The organism is Flavobacterium sasangense DSM 21067 (genome assembly GCF_000686885.1).
Taxonomy (GTDB): Bacteria; Bacteroidota; Bacteroidia; order Flavobacteriales; family Flavobacteriaceae; genus Flavobacterium; species Flavobacterium sasangense.
In genome coordinates this window covers 1-2,586 of the sequence record NZ_JMLU01000055.1, presented here as the reverse complement: position 1 = coordinate 2,586, position 2,586 = coordinate 1, and the positions used below count along the sequence as shown (strand labels likewise).

The following is a 2,586-nucleotide window of genomic DNA, read 5'->3' as shown; positions in this document are numbered from 1 at the left end:
GTTTAAAAATATGGCTGGTTTCGGGAATTTTTGAAATGGCGCAGTTGTTTAATTTAAAGTTTTGGTTATATTTGTGAAGGCTTGGTGTTGCATTTTCGCCACATTTTTAAGCCGCGAAACGTTAGCTGTCATTGCGGTGCAACGCAGAAAAACTGAACTCACAGAAAATTAATTAATCCAAAATTGACAAATTCCAGCAAAATATTTTCCGAAATTGAACTTATAAATGATCGTGTTTTTCAGGTTTGCGGAATAGTACTTGAAAATGTAGAAACTGAAATTGAAAGCCAAGAATATTTCGCACATAATTTTGAGCTGAATAAACAAAAAGCAAAATTCAGAATGGCAAAAATTACACCGACTAAAACGGGTCAATTTGTAACAATTTGGAAACGAAACGAAAACAAAATAACTGAACCGTATAATATCGACGACGAATTTGAATTTTATATAATAGCAACTCGACAAGAAGAAAAATTTGGAGTTTTCATCTTTGACAAAACAATTTTAAGTGAAAACAAAATTCTGACAACTAAAAGTGGACAAGGAAAACGTGGAATAAGAGTTTATCCTACTTGGAGCGTAACAGAAAGCAAACAAGCACAAAAAACTCAAAATTGGCAAACAAAATATTTTGTAGAAATTAGAACCGAAACCGACATAAACAAAGCAAGAAAGTTGTTAAAAGAACTAACCTAAAAAAAGCAACGAACAGCTAACAGCGGTTTCACAAAATGGCGAGAATATTAGTAAATTCATATTTGTTTTTCGCTATTAAATTTTATCTTAGTGGAAAATTTATTGTCCCGAAGTTCGCCACTTCGTGAAGCCGGCGGGACGTTATGCGGCAGCTTAAAAGACGACACAGAAACGAATGACAGATAAAAGAAACATACAGACAATTGCACCATTTTTGGCTGACGACTTTGTTGACTTGGACGAACCAATCTTCAACACAGACACTTATTCAGCTTTTTTGGAGAACAACGCAAACCGACTTGGGACTTTTAAAAAGTATTTGATTTGCAAACTACACGACAGTTGGATAATTGACGTGAATGAAAATATTGATAAGTTTAGCTTAATACTTAACGACTATTCAACTTACGTTTTTGCCGACAAAATAATTGAGAGATATAACTTGCCTATTGACTCTGACAACATTGCATTTCCATTGACAATTGAACTTACAGGAAACGTAAAAGTTGAATTCAATAAAGTTGACGAAGATGGAAATCTTATTCAAATTAACAAAACACAATTAGACGAATATCTTTACGAGCAAGTAACACATATAGACAAAGAACAAATTGAAATCGTTTTTCACTTTTGGAAATCAAACTTAAAAGACGACAAGCCAGGAGAAAGAATAATTGTGATTGTTTCTGCAAATAATTTGACTTTAACAGAAAATCAAGACCAATCTTGGACAGAAATTTTTGGCGACAAGTTTGTTGAACTTTATAAGTATTTTAAGGAGCAATTTGACAGTGACAGATATGTTTCTGACCAAAACGAATGCGAGAAATTAATTGACGAATTTGAACAAAATCAACTGACGAATGAAAGAAAGCCGACCGCATAACAGCCGTTTTGCAAAAGCGGGGGTTTCGTACTTCTATGACAGTGAAGTGCAAAATTCAAGTTTTGTGTATCTAATGAAGTTTAGTGCTGAAAAACCCCGCCTTCGCAAAGCGGCAAAACGTTGTAGCTAATTTTTGAATACCTATGAGTAAAAATGACAAACCTTGGAATGAATTGACATGGAATGAAAAAAAAGATAGATTTAAAATTTTTACATTTATATTCCTATTCCTTTCAATTTTTACATTTTTTTCAGTTAATCACCCAAATCTAAACGAACTTGAGAACATTAATATTAAACTCACTGAGGAACCAGCTTTTAAAAGTTCAAAAGGAAAATCAACAAGTTATTGGATTGAATTATATAGTAATGAAGGTAAGTATGAAATCTCAGGAATAGACTATAAATACATTTCAAAAGAAAAATTCTTAAAATTAATCCATAAAGACACTACTATAACAATTAGTAAATTTGGTGAAAACATTTACAAACTAAAAGTAAATAATGAAGAATTACTTGACTACAATTTGGCTGGTTTTCATAAAACCAAAAATAAAAACTTTATGAGAATAATTTTCTTTTCAGGTTTTATTTTATGTTTAGTACCATTTTTTTTTAAGAATCCCCCAAAATTAAATAATACTGAATTAAGTATTGTAAAGCTTATCGCAATCTCTTGGATTATTTCTATAATAATTGCAATAATTTATCTAGACGATATGAAATACATTTCAAGTTCAGAACCTTTTATTCAATAAAAACTAGCTACAACAGCGGTTTAGCTCCATTACGCCTGTAAAGTACTAAATTTATTGATGTTTTTAGTTTTAAAACATCCATTAGTACAACATAAGTACAACAAATCAGAACTTTTTTACATGCTTGTAAATACCTCTTTTTTTAAGTTGTGCTTTGCGATTCATTTTTTGAAATTCTGCTAATCGTCCACAATAATATTCGTCTGTTGCTTTTGCAAATCCATTGATCAAAAGCAAATCATT

At 31.2% G+C, this 2,586-nt stretch carries 3 protein-coding genes; all 3 read left to right on the top strand.

Annotated elements, in window-relative coordinates:
- Positions 1-183 precede the first annotated feature (183 nt).
- The 3 genes from BP92_RS0113595 to BP92_RS0113585 all read left to right on the top strand — a co-directional run bounded on the left by BP92_RS0113595 (position 184) and on the right by BP92_RS0113585 (position 2,343).
- Positions 184-699, top strand: a complete 516-nt coding sequence (locus BP92_RS0113595) for a MepB family protein (RefSeq protein WP_026726529.1) — start codon at positions 184-186, stop codon at positions 697-699.
- A 175-nt stretch (positions 700-874) separates the two neighbouring features.
- Positions 875-1,585, top strand: a complete 711-nt coding sequence (locus BP92_RS0113590) for a hypothetical protein (RefSeq protein WP_026726528.1) — start codon at positions 875-877, stop codon at positions 1,583-1,585.
- Between the two features lie 143 nt (positions 1,586-1,728).
- Positions 1,729-2,343 (top strand): hypothetical protein, encoded by a 615-nt coding sequence (locus BP92_RS0113585; RefSeq protein ID WP_026726527.1) that lies wholly within the window; start codon positions 1,729-1,731, stop codon positions 2,341-2,343.
- The last annotated feature ends 243 nt before the right edge of the window (positions 2,344-2,586 follow it).